This window comes from Sphaerotilus natans, assembly GCF_900156335.1.
Classification (GTDB): domain Bacteria; phylum Pseudomonadota; class Gammaproteobacteria; order Burkholderiales; family Burkholderiaceae_C; genus Sphaerotilus; species Sphaerotilus natans.
This window is the reverse complement of the sequence record NZ_FTMZ01000004.1, coordinates 154,682-173,743: the sequence shown is the minus strand read 5'-3', so window position 1 is coordinate 173,743 and position 19,062 is coordinate 154,682. Positions and strand designations below refer to the sequence as shown.

The window sequence follows — 19,062 nt, the reverse complement described above, 5'->3', positions numbered from 1 at the left end:
TGGGATCAGAGGGTGCGGAAGACCTCGGCGGCGGCGGCCACCGTCGCGGCGATGTCGGCGTCGGTGTGCGCGGCGCTGACGAAGCCGGCCTCGTACAGCGCCGGCGCCAGGTAGATGCCGCGCTCCAGCATGCCGTGGAAGAAGCGGTTGAAGCGCGGCTGGTCGGTGGTCATCACCGTGGTGTAGTTCTGCGGCAGCTCCGGCATCAGGAAGAAGCCGAACATGCCGCCCTGGCTGTCCACGCAGAAGGGCACGCCGGCGGCGTCGGCCGCGCCCTTCAGGCCCTCGACCAGCGCGCGCGTCCGGGCGCCCAGCGCGTCGAAGAAGCCGGGGCGGCTGATCTCGCGCAGCGTGGCCAGGCCGCAGGCGGTGGCCACCGGGTTGCCGCTGAGCGTGCCGGCCTGGTAGACGCCGCCCAGCGGCGCCAGGTGGGCCATGATGCGCCGCGAGCTGGCGAAGGCCGCCAGCGGCATGCCCCCGCCGATGACCTTGCCGAAGACCGAGATGTCGGGCTGGAAGCCAGGGATCGCCTGGGCGTACAGGCTCTGCGCCGAGCCCAGCGCCACCCGAAAGCCCGTCATCACCTCGTCGAAGATGAACAGCGCGCCGTGCTGGTCGCACAGCTCGCGGATGCGGCGCACGAAGGGCACCTGCGCGCGCACGAAGTTCATGTTGCCGGCGATCGGCTCGATCATCACGCAGGCGATCTCGGGGCCGTGCGCCTTGAAGGCCGCCTCGATCTGCTCGACGTTGTTGTACTCGAGCACCAGCGTGTGCTGCACCACCTCGGCCGGCACGCCGGCGCTGGTGGGATGGCCGAAGGTCGCCAGGCCCGAGCCCGCCTTGACCAGCAGCGCGTCGGCGTGGCCGTGGTAGCAGCCCTCGAACTTGATGATCTTCGAGCGGCCGGTGGCGCCGCGCGCCAGGCGGATCGCGCTCATGCCGGCCTCGGTGCCGGAGCTGACCAGGCGGACCTGCTCGATGCTCGGGACGTGGCGGATGATCTCCTCGGCCAGCTCGACCTCGCGCTCGGTGGGCGCGCCGAAGCTGAAGCCCTCGACCGCGGCCTTCTGCACCGCCTCCAGCACCGCCGGGTGGCCGTGGCCCAGGATCATCGGGCCCCAGGAGCCGATGTAGTCGATGTACTGCGTGCCCTCGGCGTCCCACATGTGGGCGCCCTGGGCGCGGGCGATGAAGCGCGGCGTGCCGCCGACGGCGCGGAAGGCGCGCACGGGGGAATTGACGCCGCCGGGAATCACCTGGCGGGCGCGCTCGAACAGCTGGTCGTTGGTGGTCATCGGTCGCGGGCCGGTCGGAGCCGGCGGTCTTGTGGGAGCCGCGGGCGTCCGTCCGGTCCGGGCAGACCCCGATCGGCCGAAGGAAGAATCAGTGGATGCTGCGCGGCTTGCCGGGCGCGGGCTCCAGGCCGACGGCCATCGGATCCTCGGCGCCTTCTTCGCCTTCCTCGTCCTCGGGCGGCAGTGCCCAGAAGAAGCGGTCGGGCACGACATTGCCCATGCCGGGGCGGAAGCCGGCGTCGAGCGACTGGTCGAGGAAGGCCAGGGCCTCCGACACCGCCAGGTGCAGCTCCTGCCCGGTGGCCAGGAGTGCGGCCAGCGCCGCCGACAGCGTCTCGCCGGCGCCGATGAAGCTGGTGTCGAAGCGCTCGAACTTCTCGCCGGTGATCGCGCCCTGCGGCGAGGCCAGCACATTGTCGACCTGGTTGTTGGGCAGCTGCACGCCGGTCACCAGCACATAGCTGGCGCCATGCTCGCCGGCGGCCACCGCCAGCTCGCGGGCGGAGGGCGGGCGCTCGGCATCCCACTCGGGCAGCAGGAAGTCGGTCAGCGTCTTCTGGTTGCCCACCAGCACCTCGGTCTGCGGCAGCACCAGCTCGCGCAGCGCGTCGAGGTAGGCCAGGGCCTCGTCCTCGTCGTCCATCCAGGACAGCGTGGGCAGGTAGGTGACCAGCGGCACGTCGGGGTAGTCGGAGAGCACCTCGGCGACGGCGCCGACCGTCTCGGCATTGCCGAGAAAGCCGACCTTCCAGGCCGAGATCGTCACATCTTCCAGGACGCCGCGGGCCTGCTCGGTCACCGCCTCGGCCTCGAGCGTGACCTGCTCGAAGACCTCGGCGGTGTCGCGCATCACGATGGTGGCGACCACCGGCAGCGCATGCGCGCCCATCGCGGCGATGGTGGCGATGTCGCCGGCGACGCCGCCGGCACCGGTGGCGTCACTGGCATTGAAGCTCATCACGCAAGCCGGGGCCGGCAGGTCCTGGGGGTCTTCGCTGGCGGGATCGGTTGCGATGGGGTTCATCCGGGGGTATTCGGGCGCGGGAGGTTTCTGGGAATTGTTGCGGAGCTTGCTGCCTGTTCTTGCTTTTCGGGCAAGGCCAGTGGCTACAATCCTCAGCCATTGTAGTGACAAGCTGACCCTCTGCCGTGAGTTCCCCGAAAACCTGGATGTGCCTGATCTGCGGCTGGATCTATGACGAGGCCGCCGGTGATCCCGAGCACGGCATCGCGCCCGGAACCGCCTGGGCGGACGTGCCGATGAACTGGACCTGCCCGGAGTGCGACGCCCGCAAGGACGACTTCGAGATGGTCGAGATCTGACCCCCGCAGGGTCCGCGGACCGGCGCCTGCTCCGCGGTGGCCGGCCCTGGCCCTGCAACGCTGACGATGGCTTCAACCGAGGAAAGGTCGCCGTGGAACTGGAACCTGATTCGACGCCCCTCGATGCGGCACGCGAGCGCACCGCGATGCGGGTGCTGGTCATCGACGACAGCAACACCATTCGCCGCAGCGCCGAGATCTTCCTGAAGCAGGGCGGCTGCGAGGTGGTTCTGGCCGAGGACGGCTTCGACGCGCTGGCCAAGGTCAGCGACCACCGTCCCGACCTGATCTTCTGCGACATCCTGATGCCGCGCCTGGACGGCTACCAGACCTGCGCGATCATCAAGCGCAATCCGCAGTTCGCTGGCGTGCCGGTGATCATGCTGTCGTCCAAGGACGGGTTGTTCGACAAGGCGCGCGGCCGCATGGTCGGCTCCGAGGACTATCTGACCAAGCCCTTCACCAAGGACCAGCTGCTGCAGGCCGTGCAGCAGCATGGCCGGGTCGAGGCGTGAGCGGGGCTGACCCGATGACCATCCGCAGCATCCTGCTGGTCGATGATTCCCGCACCGAGCTGCATGTGCTGTCGGACCTGCTGGTGCGCCAGGGCTACCGTGTCCGCACCGCCGAGAACGGCGACGAGGCGCTGCGCCGCATCGCCGAGGAAAAGCCCGACCTGATCCTGATGGATGTGGTCATGCCCGGGCAGAACGGCTTCCAGCTCACCCGCACCATCACCCGCGACCCGCGCTATGCCGACGTGCCGGTGATCATGTGCACCAGCAAGGGCCAGGAGACCGACAAGGTCTGGGGCATGCGCCAGGGTGCGCGCGACTATGTGGTCAAGCCGGTCGATCCGGGCGAACTCGTCCAGAAGATCCGGGCCTTCGGCTGAGCCGGCCCACCACAGGACGGGACGCGACGATGGCCAACAAGGAAGCGCTCAGGGCCCTGCAGGGGCGCCTGGCCGAGCGGCTGCAGGAGGTGCGCAGCCTCGAGCATGTGTCGGGCTGGCTGGCGGTCGAGTGCGCCGGCCAGGCGCTGCTGTTCCCGCTGGCCGAGGCCGGCGAGATCTTCCAGCCCGGTGCGCTGCTGGAGGTGCCGCACACCGAGCCCTGGTTCCTGGGCGTGGCCAATCTGCGCGGCTCGCTGACCGGGGTGATCGATCTGGCCGGGGTGCTGGGCCTGCGCGAGCGCTTGCCCGCCGCGGTGCGCGACCAGGCGCATGTGGTGGCCTTCAACCCGAGCCTGGACATCAATGTGGCGCTGCTGGTCGATCGGCTGGCCGGGCTGCGCCATCCTGAGCAGATGCAGGCGGTGGCATCGGCCGACGCGACGGCGCCCGCCTTCGCCGGGGGCTGCTGGCGCGACGGGGCCGGGCGGCTGTGGCAGGAGATCCGGTTGTCGATGCTGCCGCGCGAGGAGCGTTTCCTGCGCATCGTCGCCGCTCGATGACCCCGCCGGTCGCCGCTGTCGGCCCCGGACGACGACAAGACACAGGAAAGACGAGGCGTGGATGAGTTTCATGGACAGGCTCAAGGGGCGCGGCCGCAAGGACCGCGAGGCCGTGCAGCACGAGGATTCCTCGCTCTCCGGTCCGTACTCGGGCCTCGAGGCCGATCTGCGCGACACCATCCAGGACAGCGGGCTGGGCACCACCGTGTCGGTGCCTGACGCGATCATCAGCGAGGCCTCGCCCTCGGTGCTGGCGGTGGCCGGGCCGCGCCGCGCGGCCGAATCCCTCGAGCGCCAGCCGCAGCCGGGATCGGGCGCGCGTCTGCCGTTGATCGGCCACTGGTCGTCCGATCGCCAGCAGCGCCTGCTCGGCGGCGTGCTGGCAGCGGGCGTGCTCGGCCTGGTGCTGGCCTCGGTGCTGACCGCGCGCTCGGCCGGGGGCAGCGCCGCGCAGGTCGGCGCGACCGGCCAGGCGCTGATGCAGTCGCAGCGGCTGGCCAAGTCGGTGCTGCAGGCGGTGGCCGGCCGGCCCGAGGCCTTCGCCGAACTGCGCGATGCCGCCGCGGTGCTGTCGGCCGATGTGCGCGGCCTGCACGGCGGCCGGCCCGAGACCGGCCTGCAGGCGCTGCCGCTGCACGCACGCGGCCAGATCGAGCCGCTGCTGGCGGTGGTCGAGAAGACCGAGCGCCATGCCGCCACCGTGCTGGCGCAGGAAAAGCTGCTGACCCAGGTCTCGCAGGCGCTCAAGGCGATCAACCGCCAGTCCGGCGAGCTGCTGGAGACGGCCGAGGCGGTGGCCGCGGCCAAGGTGCAGCAGGACGCGCTGCCGGCCGAGGTGTCGGCCGCCGGCCGGCTGGTGATGCTGACCCAGCGCATCGGCAAGTCCGCCAACGAGGCGCTGACGATCGAGGGCGTCTCGCCGGAGGCGCTGTTCCTGCTCGGCAAGGATCTCAACAGCTTCCGCGACATCGCCCGTGGTCTGCTCGATGGCAATGCCGACCTGCGCCTGACCGCCACCCGCGACCCGGCGCTGCGCGCCCGGCTCGAGGCGCTGCTGAAGGCGCATGACGAGCTGCGCATCCAGGCCGGCGCGATCCTGGGCAATCTGCAGGGACTGGTGTCAGCCCGCGAGGCCCAGGCCGCGATCATCACCGACACCGAGGTGCTGCGCCTCGGCCTGGAGCAGGTGCGCACCGGCATCGGCTCGGCCGGCGGGCTGGGCTGGTTCAATGTGGCGCTGCTGGCGGTGTCGCTGCTGCTGGGCGCGGTCGGCGGCATCGGCCTGCTGATGGTCTTCACCCATGACCAGCGCACCCGCGCGCTGCTGTCGGACAGCCAGCGTCTGGAGGCCGAGCGCCAGGAGCGCGAGGCCAAGCGGGTCAACGACGCCAACCAGGCTGCCATCCTGCGCCTGATGAACGAGCTGCAGACCGTGGCCGAAGGCGACCTGACCCAGCAGGCCACCGTGACCGAGGACATCACCGGCGCGATCGCCGATTCGGTGAACTACACCGTGGAAGAACTGCGCTCGCTGGTCTCGCAGGTGCAAGGGACGGTCGCGCGGGTGACCGACACCACGCAGCAGGTCGAGGCCACCTCCACCGAGCTGCTGGCCGCCTCCGACGAGCAGCTGCGCGAGATCCGCGAGACCGGCGAGGCGGTGCTGCAGATGGCGGGCCGCATCCAGCGCGTGTCGGGCCAGGCGCAGCAGTCGGCCGATGTCGCGCGCCACTCGCTGTCGGCGGCGACCTCCGGCCTGACCGCGGTGCTCGACACCATCGGCGGCATGAACACCATCCGCGAGCAGATCCAGGAGACCTCCAAGCGCATCAAGCGCCTGGGCGAGTCCTCGCAGGAGATCGGCGAGATCACCGAGCTGATCTCCGACATCACCGAGCAGACCAATGTGCTGGCGCTGAACGCGGCGATCCAGGCCGCGTCGGCCGGCGAGGCGGGGCGCGGCTTCTCGGTCGTGGCCGAGGAGGTGCAGCGCCTGGCCGAGCGATCGGCCGACGCCACCCGCCAGATCGCGGCGCTGGTCAAGACCATCCAGACCGACACCGCCGATGCGGTGGTGGCGATGGAGCGCTCGACCCAGGGCGTGGTCGAGGGCGCCAAGCTCTCCGACAACGCCGGCACCGCGCTGACCGAGATCGACCGCGTCTCGCGCCAGCTCGCCGAGCTGATCGAGGCCATCTCGGCGCAGTCCCGTCTGGAAGCCGAGTCGGCGACCATCGTCGCGCAGAACATCCAGCACATCTTCGCGGTCACCGAGCAGACCGGCGAAGGCACCCGGTCCACCGCGCAGCTGGTCCGGCAGCTCTCGCGCACGGCCGAGGAGCTGCGGCAGTCGGTGGCGCGCTTCAAGATCAGCTGAGCGAGTTCCCATGTCATCGCCCCGAGACACTGCCCCGACCGACGATCTCAGCGCACTCGCCTGGGTCCATGACGAGCTGCGCCGCACGCTGGAGTCGGCCCAGAAGTCGCTGCGCCGCTACCTGCGCGAGGTCGGCGAGGCCGACCGCTCGGACCTCGACGATGTCGATCCGTCCATCCTGCGCCAGGCCCGCCAGCAGATCCATCAGGGCGCCGGTGCGCTCGAGCTGGTCAACCTGCCGGAGGCCGCGCTGGTGATGCGCTCGGCCGAGCAGCTGGTGCAGCGCTTCGTGGCGCGGCCGCAGCGCCTGGACAGCGCCGGCGTCGAGGCGGTCGAGAAGGCGCTGTTCGCGCTGCTCGACTTCCTGGCCCGCAAGCTCGCCGGCCAGCCGGTGCAGCCGGTCGGGCTGTTCGCGCAGTGGCGCACGCTGCTGGAGCTGACCGGTGCCGAGCGCATCCATCCGGCCGATCTGTGGCGGCGCGACTGGCAGTGGCATGCGCTGCCGGCCGCGGTCGAGGTGCCGGCGGCGCTGGTCAAGCCGGCCGACGCGACGCAGCTGGCGCGCTTCGAGAAGGCGCTGCTGGTGCTGATGCGCCAGAACCATCCGGGTGCCGCGGCCGCGCTGTCGCGCGAGTGCGCGGTGCTGGGCGCTACCAGCGCAGGTCACGAGCAGGCGCTGTGGCGGCTGGCTGCGGCCTTCTTCGAGGCCTGGGCGCTGGCGCTGCTGACGCCCGACCTGTATGTGAAGCGCAGCGCCTCGCGGGTGATGGCGCAGCTGCGCGGCCGGGTCAAGGGCGATCCGGACCTGTCCGACCGCCTGGCCCAGGATCTGCTCTTCCACTGCGCGCGCGCCTGGCCGGCCGAGGCGCAGGCGGCGCCGTGGCTGCGTGCGGTCCATGCCGCCTGGCATTTGTCGCGCGAGCCGCTGGTCAGCTACGACGAGCCGCTCTACGGCCGGCGCGATCCGGCGCTGGTGCTGCAGGCGCGCCGTCGCCTGCAGGCCGCCAAGGAGGCCTGGGATGCGGCCGCGGCCGGCGATGCGCAGCGCATGCTGCATCTGGGCGAGACCTTCTCGCTGGTGGGCGACTCGGTCAGCCGGCTCTATGCCGATGGCCGTGCGCTGGCCGATGCCCTGCGCCAGGCGGCCGAGACGACGCTGCGCAGTGGCCGCGCCCCCCAGCCCGAGCTGGGCATGGAGGTCGCGACCAGCCTGCTCTATCTCGAGGCGGCCATCGACGAGGGTGATTTCGACGGCGGCGTGGCCGCGCCCGCGCATCGGCTGGCCGAGCGCATCGGCCGGGTGCTGTCCGGCCATCCCGCCCAGCCGCTCGAGCCCTGGATGGAGGAGCTCTACCGCCGCGTCAGCGACCGCCAGACCCTGGGCAGCGTGGTGCAGGAGCTGCGTGGCGCGCTGCTCGAGGTCGAGCGCCAGATCGACCAGTTCTTCCGCTCTCCGCACGAGAGCGGCCTGCTGGCGCCGGTGCCGGGCCAGCTTGGCGCGATGCGCGGCGTGCTCTCGGTGCTGGGGCTCGATGCCGGCATCTCGACGCTGCAGCGCATGCGCGCCGATGTCGAGCAGCTGCTGCACGACGACCGCGGGCCGCAGGATCCGGTCACGCTGGGCGCCTTCCAGCGTCTGGCGGCCAATCTGGGCGCGCTCGGTTTCCTGGTCGACATGCTGGGCGTGCAGCCGCAGGTGGCGCGCACGCTGTTCGTCTTCGACGAGCGCCTGGGCGTGCTGGCGCCGCTGATGGGGCGCTCTGCGGTCGATGCCGAAGTGATCGAGCGCGCCGAGGCGCTGGTCGAGGCGGTGCGCGAGGCGACGTTGCCGCTCGACCAGATCTCCTCGCAGCTGCAGGCGCTGCAGGACGAGTCGAGGGTGGCGGCGGTGCCGGCGCTCAGCGACCGCCTCGATGCGGCCCGCCAGGCGCTGCAGCAGGCCGATGGCGCCGGGCTGGCGCAGGCGGTGCAGGACTTCGTCGCCACCGCGACCGCGCCGCTGGACTTCGATCCGCTCGGTCCGCCGCTGACCGAGCGGCCGCTGGCGCCGCCGCCGCTGGCCGAGCCGCCCGCCTTCGCGCCGACCGGCCTGGAGGACGATCACGAGATGCGCGACGTCTTCCTCGAGGAGTCGCGCGAGGTGATCGCCGATGCGACCGACGCGCTGCGGCAGCTCGAGGCCGATCCGGCCAGCCTCGCGCTGATCACCCGGCTGCGCCGCGCCTTCCATACCCTGAAGGGCAGCGCGCGTATGGTCGGGCTGAACGCCTATGGCGAGGCCGCCTGGTCCTGCGAGCAGCTCTACAACCACTGGCTGGCGGCCCAGGTGCCGGCCACGCCGAACCTGCGCACGCTCACCGGTGACGCCATCGCCTACCTGTCGGCCTGGACCGAGGCGATCGCCGGAGGCGACGCGCAGATCTTCCTGCCCGAGCCGCTGATCGCCGCCGCCGAGGCCATGCGCCAGGCCGGCGAGCTGATGCGGGTGGTGCTGCCGGGCGAAAGCCGGCCGCTGCCGATGCCGGCGCAGGCGCACACGCCCTCCGGCCTGTCCGGCGCCGAGCAGGCGGTGGATCTGGAGGTCGACCTGGAAGTGCCGATCGGCACCCAGACCGCGCCGCTGATGGAGCCGCTGCAGGCCACCCGGCCGATGGATCTGCCGCTGCTGCTGCCCGAGGCCGCGCACGAGGGACCGTCGCCGGTCGAGCTGCTGGATCTGGATCTGGATGCACCGCACCCGGTGTCGCAGGACGCCACGGCACTGGATCTGGACCTGGGCCTGGATCTCGACCTGACGCCTGAGCCTGCGCGCGATCCTGCGCCGGTCGAGCCGGTGACGGTGATCGCCGAGGCCGTGGTGGTCGACACCCAGTCTCCGGCCACCACGCATGCGGGCGGCCTGATGGCCGAGTCCGATCTGGTGCGCGAGCCGGTCGGTCCGATCACCGAGCTCGAGCCGCTGACGCTCGAGATGGCTGCCGCCGATGCGGCGCCGGCCGGGGCCGAGGTGATCCAGCTCGAGGAATTCCGGGCCCAGGTCGGCGCCGAGGTGCTGCGTGCGGCCCAGCCCGAGCGCGATCCGGATGCCGACCAGATCAAGGTCATCGGGCCGCTGCGGCTGCAGATCCCGCTGTTCAACATCTATCTGAACGAGGCCGACGAGGTCTCGCGCCGGCTTGGCACCGAGCTGACGCTGTGGTCGATGGAGCTGCCGCGCGCGCTCGATGCCGAGGTGGTGGTGCTGGCGCACCGGCTGGCCGGCAACTCCGCCACCGTGGGCTTCACCGATCTGGCCCAGCTGGCGCGGCTGCTCGAGCAGGCGCTGCAGCAGGTGTCCTCGCTGCAGCGCCATGCCCTGCTCGAGGCGGGCGATGCCGAGCTCTTCGTCACCGTCAGCGACGACATCCGCCGGCTGCTGCACCAGTTCGCCGCCGGCTTCCTGCGGCCGGCCTCGCCAGCGGTGCTCGAGCGGCTGCAGGCCTGGATCGACGAGGTGCCACGCCGTCTGCCTGCGCCGACGGACGGTCTGACCGGGGACCGGCGGGTGGACGCGGCGTCTGACGCGCCGCAGCAGCAGCAGCCTCTGCCCGTCCCGGCATCGTCGTCCGCGCGCCAGCCGGATCCCGAGCTCGAGGCCGACATCGACCAGATCGACCAGGTCGATGCCGACCTGTTCCCGGTCTTTGCCGAGGAGGCCCAGGAGCTGCTGCCGCTGATCGAGATGCAGGGCGCCGCCTGGCTGCGTGATCTCGACCTGCGCGAGCCGGCGCCGGCGCTGATGCGGGCGCTGCACACCTTCAAGGGCGGGGCCCGGCTGGCCGGCGCGATGCGCCTGGGCGAGATGGCACACCGCCTGGAGTCGGCGGTCGAGGCGCTGGGCATGGCGCCCGAGGTGGCGGGGCTGCAGCGGCTGTCGCGCCAGATCGATGCGCTGTCGGCGGCCTTCGAGGCGCTGTGTGCCCGCCAGGCCGGCGCACCCTCGACGCTGACGGTGTCCTGGGCCACCCGGCCGGCACCGCTGCCACCGGTCGAGCCGAGTCGCCCCAACCATCCGCCGGAAGCGGCGATGATCTCGCTGGTCGACCCGCCCCGGACGGCCACGACGCCCGCCGGTGCCGAGGCGGGGTCTGCGCCGCCGCCCGCCGAGTCCGCGCCCGTGCTGCCACCGGCGCAGCCCGGCGAGGGCGTCGACTGGAGCCGCTACCTGGCCGCTGCCGCCGCGATGCCGGCAATGCCGCAGCCGCCCGAGCGCGCGCCGGTCAACCCGCAGCCGCTGCGGGTGCGTGCGCCGCTGCTGGACCGGCTGGTCAACCTGGCCGGCGAGGTCAGCATCACCCGCTCGCGGCTGGAGTCCGAGCTGGCCCAGATCCGCGGCTCGCTGGGCGATCTCACCGACAACCTCGAGCGCCTGGGCCGCCAGCTCCATGATGTGACGCTGCAGGCCGACACCCAGCTCGAGTCGCGCCAGGCGGCCGCGCGTGCGGCGGCGCAGGAGTTCGACCCGCTCGAGCTCGACCGCTACACCCGGCTGCAGGAGCTCACCCGCATGATGGCCGAGTCGGTCAACGACGTGGCCACCGTGCGCGGCGCGCTGCAGCGCACGCTGCAGACCGCCGAGGACGAGCTGGCCGCGCAGGCCCGGCTGACCCGCGAGCTGCAGGGCGATCTGCTGCGCACCCGCATGGTCGAGTTCGAGAGCCTGTCCGAGCGGCTGTACCGCGTGGTGCGGCTGGCGGCCAAGGAGACCGGCCGCCAGGTGCGCTTCGACATCGTCGGCGGTTCGATCGAGGTCGACCGCGGCGTGCTCGATCGCATGAACGCGGTGCTCGAACACCTGCTGCGCAACTGCGTCACCCACGGCATCGAGCCGCCCGAGCAGCGCCAGGGCGCCGGCAAGGATCCGACCGGCAGCATCGTCATCCTGCTCGAGCAGGAAGGCAACGAGGTCAGCGTCGAGGTCCGCGACGATGGCGCCGGGCTGGATCTGCCGCGCATCCGCCGCCGTGCGGTCGAGATGGGCCTGATCGCCGAGGGCGCCCGGCTCGACGAGCATGAGCTGGCGAACCTGATCTTCGCGCCGGGGCTGTCCACGGTCGAGGTGCTGACCGAGGTGGCCGGGCGCGGCGTCGGCATGGACGTGGTCAAGTCCGAGGTGCAGGCGCTGGGCGGGCGCATCGAGATCCTCAGCCGCGCCGGGCGCGGCACGCGCTTCCGGCTGGTCATGCCGCTGACGACGGTGGTCACGCAGGTGGTGCTGCTGCGTGCGGGCAGCCGCTCGATCGCGGTGCCGTCCCACCTGGTCGAGCTGGTGCAGCGCCAGCCGCTCGAGCAGGTGCAGCAGGCCGCGCATGACGGCCAGTACCTGTATGGCGGCCTGCGCCTGCCGTTCTACTGGCTCGGCGCGCTGCTGGGCGGCAGCGGGCACAGCCTGGAGATGGCCGGCGCGCGCACCCTGCCGCTGGTGGTGGTGCGCTCGGCGCAGCAGCGGGTGGCGCTGCAGGTCGACGAGGTGCTCGGCAGCCATGAAGTGGTGGTCAAGAACCTGGGGCCGCAGCTCTCGCGCCTGCCGGGGCTGGCCGGCATGACGCTGCTGGCCTCCGGGGCGGTCGCGCTGATCTACAACCCGGTCACGCTGGCGGCGGTCTACGGTGCCGAGGCGCAGCAGCTGATGCAGGTGCCCGAGGCCCTGCCGCAGGGCGCCGCGCCGCTCGAGCCGGTGCGGCCGGCGCCGCTGGTGCTGGTGGTCGACGACTCGCTCACGGTGCGCCGCATCACTCGGCGGCTGCTCGAGCGCGAGGGCCTGCGGGTCGCGCTGGCCAAGGACGGCATGGAGGCGCTGGAGCTGCTGGCCGGCGAGCGTCCGGCGGTGGTGCTGTCCGACATCGAGATGCCGCGCATGGATGGCTTCGACCTGCTGCGCAACATCCGCGGCGATTCGGCCCTGGCGGACCTGCCGGTCATCATGATCACCTCCCGGATCGCGCAGAAGCATCGTGATCTTGCGCACGAGCTGGGCGCCGACGGCTATCTGGGCAAGCCCTATGGCGAGGAGGAACTGCTAAGGCTGATCCGTCGACATGCCGATGTAGCGGCACCTCTCCCGCTCTGACGGAGTTTTCCAGATGTCCCAGAACCCACCTAGCCGGTGTGCACCGTCCATCGCGGCACCGCTGGATCTGCTGATCGAGATGACCTGCACCCGCGAGCGGGTCATGATCGACTCGGCCCTGCTGGCCGCGCTGTCGGACACCGACGGGGTGCAGGAGGTGCGGCTGTGGCGGCTGATCGGCGAGGCCGACGGCCCGCGCTTCTGGATCCTGTGCGGCATCCAGCGTGCCGGCCGCGAGCCGCCGATCGTGGCCGACCAGCTGCCCGACGACGAGCGCGATCCGCTGGTGCTCTCCAGCCTGCCCTCGCACTGGCACTGCTTCGAGCGGGCCGAGGTGACGACGACCGTGCAGGGCGACCGGCATCTGCTGCTGCTGCCGATGGCCGGCGACCTGCACACCGCCGGCGTGCTCGAGGTCTGCTCCTCGCGGCCGGTCAGCGACTCGGTGCGCACGCTGCTGGCCTGCGTGCTGCGGGTGCACGGCAACTACATGTCGCTGCTCGATTACAGCGAGCGCGACACGCTGACCGGTCTGCTCAACCGCAAGAGCTTCGACTCCACCTTCCTGCAGGCCACGGTGGTCGACGCGCACCGGCTTTATTCGGTGCACGATGTGGCCGCCACTGCGACGACCGTGCCTGAGCGTCGCCAGGACCGGCCGCGCCGCTACTGGCTGGGTGTCATCGACATCGACCACTTCAAGCAGATCAACGATCGCTTCGGCCATCTGGTCGGCGACGAGGCGCTGACGGTGCTGGCGCGGCTGATGCGCTCGACCTTCCGCTATGACGACCGCCTCTACCGCTTCGGTGGCGAGGAGTTCGTCGTGCTGCTGTCGGCGCCCGACGAGGACAGCGCCCGCGCTGCCTTCGAGCGTTTCCGCCACGCGGTGGAGAGCCACTACTTCATCGGCATCGGCCGCTCGACGGTCAGCATCGGCTTCAGTGACGTGCGCGCGGGCGACACCCCGCAGGCCTGCTTCGACCGGGCCGACAAGGCGGTCTACTACGGCAAGACCCACGGCCGCAACCAGGTCTGCTCGCAGCTCGCGCTGGTGGCGGCCGGCGAGCTCGAGGACAACATGAAGTTCGGCTCGGTCGAGCTGTTCTGAGCCCGGTCGTGTTGCTGCGGCTCAGCGCCGCGCCGCGACCTTCTTCACCGTCTCGAAGCGCGCCAGCGTGCGTGCCCGCGCCTCGTCATGGTCGACGACCGGCTGCGGATAGGTCTTGCCCAGCTCGACGCCTGCCGCCAGCCGCTCCATCGGCCGGGCCTGCCAGGGGGCGTGGATCGCGTCATCGTCCAGCCCGGCCAGCTCCGGCACGTAGCGGCGGATGAAGCGCCCCTCCGGGTCGAACTTCCGGCTCTGCGTCATCGGGTTGAAGATGCGGAAATAGGGCTGCGCGTCGCAGCCGGTGGACGCCGCCCACTGCCAGCCGCCGTTGTTGGCCGCCAGATCGAAGTCGTTCAGATGCCGCGCGAACCAGGCCTCGCCGCGGCGCCAGTCCAGTCCCAGATGCTTGGTCAGGAAGCTGGCGGTGATCATGCGCAGCCGGTTGTGCATGTAGCCGGTCTGCGCGAGCTGGCGCATCGCCGCGTCCACGATCGGGTAGCCGGTCTGCCCGGCGCACCAGGCCTCGAACAGCGCCTCGGCCGCCTTGCCGTGCTCCCAGCGGATCGCGTCGTACTCCGGCTTGAAGCAGTGGCCGACCACGCGCGGATGGTGGTGCAGGATCTGGAAGTAGAAGTCGCGCCAGATCAGCTCCGACAGCCAGACCTCGGCGCCGCGCGAGCCTGCCGTCATGCGCTCGTGCGCCAGCCGCGCGAGCTGGCGGATCGACACCGTGCCGAAGCGCAGGTGCACGCTCAGGTAGCTCGGGCCCTTGATGGCGGGAAAGTCGCGCGTGCTGTCGTAGCGGTCGATGCGCTCGAGAAAGTCGAGCAGCAGGTGCTCGCCGCCGGAGGCGCCGGGGTGCAGCCGCGCGGCCATGTCGGTGGGCGCGAAGCCGAGCGCCTCCAGCGTCGGGATGCCGAGGTCGAAGTCGGCCGGCACCGCCGCCAGGTGGCGCGCGTGGCGCTCGACCGGATAGGCCTTCAGGTAGAAGCCGCCGCCCTCGGCCAGCTTCTTCAGCCAGGCGTTGCGGTAGGGCGTGAAGACCGAGAAGGGCGTGCCGGCCGCGGTCAGCACCTCGTCGGTCTCGAAGATCACCTGGTCCTTCCAGCTCAGGAAGGAGATGCCGGCGTCGGCCAGCGCGCCGCGCACCCGGGCGTCGCGTGCGATCGCGTCGGGCTCGTGGTCGCGGTTGACATGCACCGCCTGCACATGCAGCGCCCGCGCCAGCCGCGGGATCTCTTCGCGCGGGTCGCCCTGGCGCACGATCAGGCCGCCGCCGAATACGCGCAGCCGCCGGTCGAGCTCGTGCAGCGCATGCCAGATGAACTCGACCCGGCGGTCGGCCTTCGGCAGGCCGGCCAGGATCGTGGTGTCGAGGATGAAGACGCACCAGACCTGGCGGGCCTGGCGCAGCGCGCGGTGCAGCGCGGCATGGTCGTCGACGCGCAGGTCGCGGCGCAGCCAGACCAGCGCCCGGTCGACCGGGTCGAGCGTGGGGGAGGGGGGCAGTCGCGTGGGCATCTGCGCAGTGTGCGTGATCGCTACAATCCGCGCCATGTCCGGCCTTGGCAGCATCAACCTCACCAACCAGTTCCTGATCGCCATGCCCGGCATGGCCGACGATCATTTCGCCGGCTCGGTCGTCTACCTGTGCGAGCACACCGAGCGCGGCGCGCTCGGACTGGTCATCAACAAGCCGATCGACATCACGATCGCCAATCTGTTCGAGCGTGTCGAGATGGCGCTGGACCGCGAGGACCTGGCCGCCGTGCCGGTGCATTTCGGCGGACCGGTCCAGACCGAGCGCGGCTTCGTGCTGCACGACCGCCCGGCCGACGACGCGGCGGCCTACGCCTCCTCGCTGCTGGTGCCCGGCGGCCTGGCGATGACCACCAGCCGCGACGTGCTCGAGGCGCTGTCGGGCGGCAACGGCCCGCGCCGGGTGCTGATCACGCTGGGCTACGCCGGCTGGGGCGCCGGCCAGCTCGAGGACGAACTCTCGCGCAACGGCTGGCTGACGGTCGACGCCGATCCGGCCATCATCTTCGACACGCCGGCCGAGCAGCGCTACCAGCGCGCGCTGTCGCTGCTGGGCATCGACCCGGCCTTCCTGGCGCAGGAGGCGGGACACGCATGACCGCGCCGATGACCGCGCCGCGCCCGCCCGAGACCTACCTCGCCTTCGACTACGGCCTGCGCCGCACCGGCGTGGCCAGCGGCAGCCGCATGCTGGGCCGCGGCGCGCCGCTGACGACCGTCACCGCCGAGGGCAACGCCCGCTTCGCGCCGATCGAGGCGCTGATCCGCGAGTGGCGCCCCGACGCGCTGGTCGTGGGCGTGCCGCGTCACCCCGACGGCGCCGACCACGAGAACACCCGGCGCGCGCAGCGCTTCGCCCGCCAGCTGCAGGGCCGCTTCGGCCTGCCGGTGTTCGAGGTCGACGAGCGCTACAGCACCACCGAGGTGCTGGCCGCCGGCGCGCGGGACGCCGATGCGGCCGCCGCGGCGCTGCTGCTGACGCAGCACTTCGACGAGCTCGACCGGGCTACGCGGGTCGCTGCGCTCACGTCGCCGCAAGAACAAGACCCCGAAGAAACGAACCCACCGAAGGATTGATCCATGAGTCTGCATCTCGATGCCGAGGCGCTCTATGGCGAGCTGCTGGCCGGCGTGCGCGGGCTGCTGGAGCCTGACGCCGTTCTGGTCGGCGTGTGGTCCGGCGGCGCCTGGCTGGCCGAGCGGCTGCAGCGCGACCTGGGCCTGGCCACGCCCCACGGCGTCATCTCCAGCACGCTGCACCGCGACGACTTCAGCTCGCGCGGTCTGGGCTCGACCACCGACGCGACCAACCTGCCGTTCAGCGTCGACGGCCGCCCCATCGTGCTGATCGACGACGTGCTCTACACCGGCCGCACGACGCGCGCGGTCATCAACGAGCTGTTCGACTTCGGCCGGCCCTCCTCGGTGCGGCTGGCCGTGCTGGTGGACCGGGGCGGGCGCCAGCTGCCGATCCAGGCCGCCTTTGCCGCCGCGCGCATCGCGCTGCCGGCCACCCAGCAGATCGCGCTTGACCGCGACGAGACCGGCCGTTTCCGCTTCACGGTCCGCGACACCCAGGAGACCCGCTGATGCTCTCGCGCCGCAATCCCCAGCTCAACAAGCACGGCGAGCTGATCCATCTACTGTCGATCGAGGGCCTGCCCCGGTCGGTGCTCACGCACATCCTCGACACCGCCAGCACCTTCCTGGCGGTCAACGACCGCGAGGTCAAGAAGGTGCCGCTGCTGCGCGGCAAGTCGGTGTTCAACCTGTTCTTCGAGAACTCGACCCGCACCCGCACCACCTTCGAGATCGCCGCCAAGCGCCTGAGCGCGGACGTGATCAACCTCGACATCGCCAAGTCCAGCGCCTCCAAGGGCGAGAGCCTGCTCGACACCATCGCCAACCTGTCGGCGATGCATGCCGACATGTTCGTGGTGCGCCACAGCGAGTCGGGCGCGCCCTATCTGATCGCGCAGCACTGCGCGCCGCATGTCCACGTCGTCAACGCCGGTGACGGCCGCCACGCGCACCCCACGCAGGGGCTGCTGGACATGTACACCATCCGCCACTACAAGAAGGACTTCACCCAGCTGCGGGTGGCCATCGTCGGCGACATCGTGCACAGCCGCGTGGCGCGCTCGGACATCCATGCGCTGACCACGCTGGGCGTGCCCGAGATCCGCGCGGTCGGCCCGAAGACGCTGGTGCCGGGCAACCTGGCCGAGATGGGCGTGCAGGTCCACCACGACCTGGCCGAGGGCATCCGCGACGCCGACGTCATCATCATGCTGCGCCTGCAGAACGAGCGCATGAGCGGCGCGATGCTGCCCAGCGCCGGCGAGTACTTCAAGAGCTACGGCCTGACCGAGGAGAAGCTCGCGCTGGCCGCGCCCGACTGCATCGTGATGCACCCGGGCCCGATCAACCGCGGCGTCGAGATCGACTCGGTGGTGGCCGATGGCCAGCACAGCGTGATCCTGCCGCAGGTGACGTTTGGCATCGCGGTGCGCATGGCGGTGATGTCGATCATCGCGGGGAACGAAGCATGAAGATCCTGATCCAGAACGGCCGCGTCATCGATCCGGCCTCGGGCCGCGACGAGCTGGCCGACGTGGCGATCGCCGCCGGGCGCATCGTCGCCATCGGCGCGGTGCCGACCGACTTCCAGCCCAGCCGCACCCTCGACGCGCGCGGCTGCGTCGTGGCGCCCGGCCTGGTCGATCTGGCCGCGCGGCTGCGCGAGCGCGGCATGCTCGAGAGCGAGCTCAACGCGGCGGCCGCCGGCGGCGTGACCAGCCTGGTCTGCCCGCCCGACACCGATCCGGCGCTCGACGAGCCCGGCCTGGTGGAGATGCTGAAGTTCCGCGCCCGCAAGCTCTCGCTGTGCCGGCTGTTCCCGCTGGGCGCGCTGACCCGCGGCCTCAAGGGCGAGGCGCTGACCGAGATGGCCGAGCTGACCGCCGCCGGCTGCGTCGGCTTCTCGCAGGCCGAATCGGCGATCAAGGACACCCTGGTGCTGCAGCGCGCGATGATGTACGCCTCGTCGCACGACCTGTCGCTGTGGCTGCGCCCGGTCGATCCGTGGCTGGGCAAGGGCGTGGCCGCCAGCGGCGCGGTCGCCACCCGGCTGGGCCTGTCGGGCGTGCCGGTGGCCTCCGAGACGATCTCGCTGCACACCATCTTCGAGCTGATGCACGCCACCGGCGTGCGGGTGCACCTGTGCCGCCTCTCCAGCGCTGCCGGCGTCGAGCTGGTGCGCCAGGCCAAGGCCGAGGGCCTGCCGGTCACCGCCGACGTCAGCATCAACTCGCTGCACCTGACCGATGTCGACATCGGCTACTTCAATCCGGCGATGCGCCTGACGCCGCCGCTGCGCCAGGGCCGCGACCGCGACGCGCTGCGTGCCGGTCTGGCCGACGGCACGATCGACGCGCTGGTCTCCGACCACACGCCGGTCGAGGGCGACGCCAAGACGCTGCCCTTCGGCGAGGCCGAGCCGGGCGCGACCGGTCTGGAGCTGCTGCTCAGCCTGGCGCTGAAGTGGGGCCAGGACCAGGGCCTGACGCTGGCGCAGACGCTCGAGCGCGTCACCGCCGCGCCGGTGCGGGTGCTGGGCGACGCGCTGGGCTCGCTGGCCTCGAGCGCCGGTCGGCTGGTCGAGGGCGGCGTGGCCGACGTCTGCATCTTCGATCCCGAGGAGACCTGGCCGGTCACGCCCGACGTGCTGCACAGCCAGGGCAAGCACACCCCGTTCGCCTTTGCCGACACCGGCATGGCGCTGCCGGGCCGGGTGCGCGCGACGCTGGTCGCCGGCACCATCGCGCACGAGCTGCGCTGACCCCGGGCG

The 19,062-nt window shown here is 71.6% G+C and carries 15 protein-coding genes; 12 read left to right on the top strand and 3 right to left on the bottom strand.

Annotated elements, in window-relative coordinates:
- Positions 1-5 precede the first annotated feature (5 nt).
- Positions 6-1,298 carry a glutamate-1-semialdehyde 2,1-aminomutase gene (gene hemL, locus BW996_RS05495; RefSeq protein ID WP_037480973.1) on the bottom strand — a complete coding sequence of 431 codons (1,293 nt, stop codon included), beginning with the start codon at positions 1,296-1,298 and terminating at the stop codon, positions 6-8.
- Between the two features lie 88 nt (positions 1,299-1,386).
- Complete coding sequence (gene thiD / locus BW996_RS05490) at positions 1,387-2,322, bottom strand: bifunctional hydroxymethylpyrimidine kinase/phosphomethylpyrimidine kinase (RefSeq protein ID WP_037480975.1); 936 nt, start codon at positions 2,320-2,322, stop codon at positions 1,387-1,389.
- A 146-nt stretch (positions 2,323-2,468) separates the two neighbouring features.
- Here thiD and BW996_RS05485 point away from each other — a divergent pair, with 146 nt between their 5' ends.
- The 7 genes from BW996_RS05485 (at position 2,469) to BW996_RS05455 (ending at position 13,673) form a co-directional block, all read left to right on the top strand.
- Positions 2,469-2,621: a rubredoxin gene (locus BW996_RS05485; protein WP_037480977.1), complete on the top strand. Its 153-nt coding sequence runs from the start codon at positions 2,469-2,471 to the stop codon at positions 2,619-2,621.
- 146 nt (positions 2,622-2,767) lie between these two features.
- Positions 2,768-3,136, top strand: coding sequence for a response regulator (locus tag BW996_RS05480; RefSeq protein ID WP_037481004.1), 369 nt, complete (start codon positions 2,768-2,770; stop codon positions 3,134-3,136).
- A 14-nt stretch (positions 3,137-3,150) separates the two neighbouring features.
- Complete coding sequence (locus BW996_RS05475; RefSeq protein ID WP_037480979.1) at positions 3,151-3,516, top strand: response regulator; 366 nt, start codon at positions 3,151-3,153, stop codon at positions 3,514-3,516.
- A gap of 29 nt (positions 3,517-3,545) precedes the next feature.
- Positions 3,546-4,076, top strand: coding sequence for a chemotaxis protein CheW (locus tag BW996_RS05470; RefSeq protein ID WP_037480980.1), 531 nt, complete (start codon positions 3,546-3,548; stop codon positions 4,074-4,076).
- 61 nt (positions 4,077-4,137) lie between these two features.
- On the top strand, positions 4,138-6,453 hold the full coding sequence (locus tag BW996_RS05465; RefSeq protein WP_037480982.1) for a methyl-accepting chemotaxis protein: 2,316 nt from the start codon (positions 4,138-4,140) through the stop codon (positions 6,451-6,453).
- Between the two features lie 10 nt (positions 6,454-6,463).
- Entirely contained in the window at positions 6,464-12,562 is a 6,099-nt protein-coding gene (locus tag BW996_RS05460; RefSeq protein ID WP_076458731.1) for a hybrid sensor histidine kinase/response regulator, read from the top strand.
- 13 nt (positions 12,563-12,575) lie between these two features.
- Positions 12,576-13,673, top strand: coding sequence for a GGDEF domain-containing protein (locus BW996_RS05455; protein ID WP_081837901.1), 1,098 nt, complete (start codon positions 12,576-12,578; stop codon positions 13,671-13,673).
- Positions 13,674-13,694: 21 nt separating this feature from the next.
- Here BW996_RS05455 and BW996_RS05450 read toward each other — a convergent pair whose 3' ends face one another.
- Entirely contained in the window at positions 13,695-15,194 is a 1,500-nt protein-coding gene (locus BW996_RS05450) for a cryptochrome/photolyase family protein (protein WP_051631449.1), read from the bottom strand.
- A gap of 34 nt (positions 15,195-15,228) precedes the next feature.
- On the opposite strand from BW996_RS05450, the gene BW996_RS05445 reads away from it, so the two are divergent.
- Genes BW996_RS05445 through BW996_RS05425 form a run of 5 tightly spaced genes read left to right on the top strand, consistent with a single transcriptional unit; the run spans position 15,229 to position 19,053 of the window.
- Positions 15,229-15,810 carry a YqgE/AlgH family protein gene (locus tag BW996_RS05445; RefSeq protein ID WP_037477396.1) on the top strand — a complete coding sequence of 194 codons (582 nt, stop codon included), beginning with the start codon at positions 15,229-15,231 and terminating at the stop codon, positions 15,808-15,810.
- Complete coding sequence (gene ruvX / locus BW996_RS05440) at positions 15,807-16,289, top strand: Holliday junction resolvase RuvX (protein WP_081837902.1); 483 nt, start codon at positions 15,807-15,809, stop codon at positions 16,287-16,289. Before BW996_RS05445 ends, ruvX begins: the two co-directional genes overlap by 4 nt.
- 3 nt (positions 16,290-16,292) lie before the next feature.
- Positions 16,293-16,802, top strand: coding sequence for a bifunctional pyr operon transcriptional regulator/uracil phosphoribosyltransferase PyrR (pyrR, locus tag BW996_RS05435; RefSeq protein WP_037477398.1), 510 nt, complete (start codon positions 16,293-16,295; stop codon positions 16,800-16,802).
- On the top strand, positions 16,802-17,764 hold the full coding sequence (locus tag BW996_RS05430) for an aspartate carbamoyltransferase catalytic subunit (protein WP_037477400.1): 963 nt from the start codon (positions 16,802-16,804) through the stop codon (positions 17,762-17,764). Before pyrR ends, BW996_RS05430 begins: the two co-directional genes overlap by 1 nt.
- On the top strand, positions 17,761-19,053 hold the full coding sequence (locus BW996_RS05425) for a dihydroorotase (RefSeq protein ID WP_037477401.1): 1,293 nt from the start codon (positions 17,761-17,763) through the stop codon (positions 19,051-19,053). Before BW996_RS05430 ends, BW996_RS05425 begins: the two co-directional genes overlap by 4 nt.
- Positions 19,054-19,062: the final 9 nt, after the last annotated feature.

What these genes read in the sequence shown, in the direction of transcription:
- hemL (WP_037480973.1), bottom strand. Translation starts at nt 1,298, where the DNA reads ATGACCACCAACGACCAGCTGTTCGAGCGCGCCCGCCAGGTGATTCCC.
- thiD (WP_037480975.1), bottom strand. Translation starts at nt 2,322, where the DNA reads ATGAACCCCATCGCAACCGATCCCGCCAGCGAAGACCCCCAGGACCTG.
- BW996_RS05485 (WP_037480977.1), top strand. Translation starts at nt 2,469, where the DNA reads ATGTGCCTGATCTGCGGCTGGATCTATGACGAGGCCGCCGGTGATCCC.
- BW996_RS05480 (WP_037481004.1), top strand. Translation starts at nt 2,768, where the DNA reads ATGCGGGTGCTGGTCATCGACGACAGCAACACCATTCGCCGCAGCGCC.
- BW996_RS05475 (WP_037480979.1), top strand. Translation starts at nt 3,151, where the DNA reads ATGACCATCCGCAGCATCCTGCTGGTCGATGATTCCCGCACCGAGCTG.
- BW996_RS05470 (WP_037480980.1), top strand. Translation starts at nt 3,546, where the DNA reads ATGGCCAACAAGGAAGCGCTCAGGGCCCTGCAGGGGCGCCTGGCCGAG.
- BW996_RS05465 (WP_037480982.1), top strand. Translation starts at nt 4,138, where the DNA reads ATGAGTTTCATGGACAGGCTCAAGGGGCGCGGCCGCAAGGACCGCGAG.
- BW996_RS05460 (WP_076458731.1), top strand. Translation starts at nt 6,464, where the DNA reads ATGTCATCGCCCCGAGACACTGCCCCGACCGACGATCTCAGCGCACTC.
- BW996_RS05455 (WP_081837901.1), top strand. Translation starts at nt 12,576, where the DNA reads ATGTCCCAGAACCCACCTAGCCGGTGTGCACCGTCCATCGCGGCACCG.
- BW996_RS05450 (WP_051631449.1), bottom strand. Translation starts at nt 15,194, where the DNA reads ATGCCCACGCGACTGCCCCCCTCCCCCACGCTCGACCCGGTCGACCGG.
- BW996_RS05445 (WP_037477396.1), top strand. Translation starts at nt 15,229, where the DNA reads ATGTCCGGCCTTGGCAGCATCAACCTCACCAACCAGTTCCTGATCGCC.
- ruvX (WP_081837902.1), top strand. Translation starts at nt 15,807, where the DNA reads ATGACCGCGCCGATGACCGCGCCGCGCCCGCCCGAGACCTACCTCGCC.
- pyrR (WP_037477398.1), top strand. Translation starts at nt 16,293, where the DNA reads ATGAGTCTGCATCTCGATGCCGAGGCGCTCTATGGCGAGCTGCTGGCC.
- BW996_RS05430 (WP_037477400.1), top strand. Translation starts at nt 16,802, where the DNA reads ATGCTCTCGCGCCGCAATCCCCAGCTCAACAAGCACGGCGAGCTGATC.
- BW996_RS05425 (WP_037477401.1), top strand. Translation starts at nt 17,761, where the DNA reads ATGAAGATCCTGATCCAGAACGGCCGCGTCATCGATCCGGCCTCGGGC.